Below are 540 nucleotides of genomic sequence, written 5' to 3'. Positions count from 1 at the left end.
GAGGGTGTTTTATGAACTGCGTCAATGAGACGTCCGCAGGAGACGTTGAATGTCCTTTTTATACAAAGCCCGAGGAACCCTTGACAGAATCCCCAAAATCCCTTAGATTGGCGTGTTATAGTGGGCTTGCAGAAAGGTTGAAGTGGCTCGGTTAGGCCGATCTACTCCAGCCTTTGTGCTGGGCATTGTGACCTTACAGGTTGCTTTGCTCCCTGTACCTTTGAAACTCGGACACCGAGTACCCCAACGGACCACCATGAGGAGGGTCGACCATGCGAGCTTGTATCTGGGTTTTGGTGCTGATGCTGGGCGGCTGCGCCCAGATCGGCGATTTTGTGGGAGACGCCATCCTCCCCGATGACGACGACGCCACTCTGGCGGACGACGACACGACGGGGGATGACGATGACGACATCACCTCGGACGACGACGATTCATCCGTGGTGGATGACGACGACGTGACCGAGGACGACGATGATTCGGGCGATGACGACGTGACGCCCGATGATGACGACTCCGGTGACGACGACACGACGGGGG

1 protein-coding gene is annotated in these 540 nt (G+C 56.9%); it reads left to right on the top strand.

The genetic code is table 11. From position 1 onward, the window contains the following. Positions 1–302 precede the first annotated feature (302 nt). Positions 303–540 (top strand): hypothetical protein (locus COV06_03910; GenBank protein PIR47340.1); only part of this gene is annotated, 238 nt, incomplete at its 3' end.

Source organism: Candidatus Uhrbacteria bacterium CG10_big_fil_rev_8_21_14_0_10_50_16, assembly GCA_002774875.1.
Taxonomy (GTDB): Bacteria; Patescibacteriota; Patescibacteriia; order UBA9934; family UBA11717; genus UBA11717.
The sequence above is the reverse complement of the archived record's forward strand: the minus strand, read 5'-3'. Positions and strand labels throughout refer to the sequence as shown.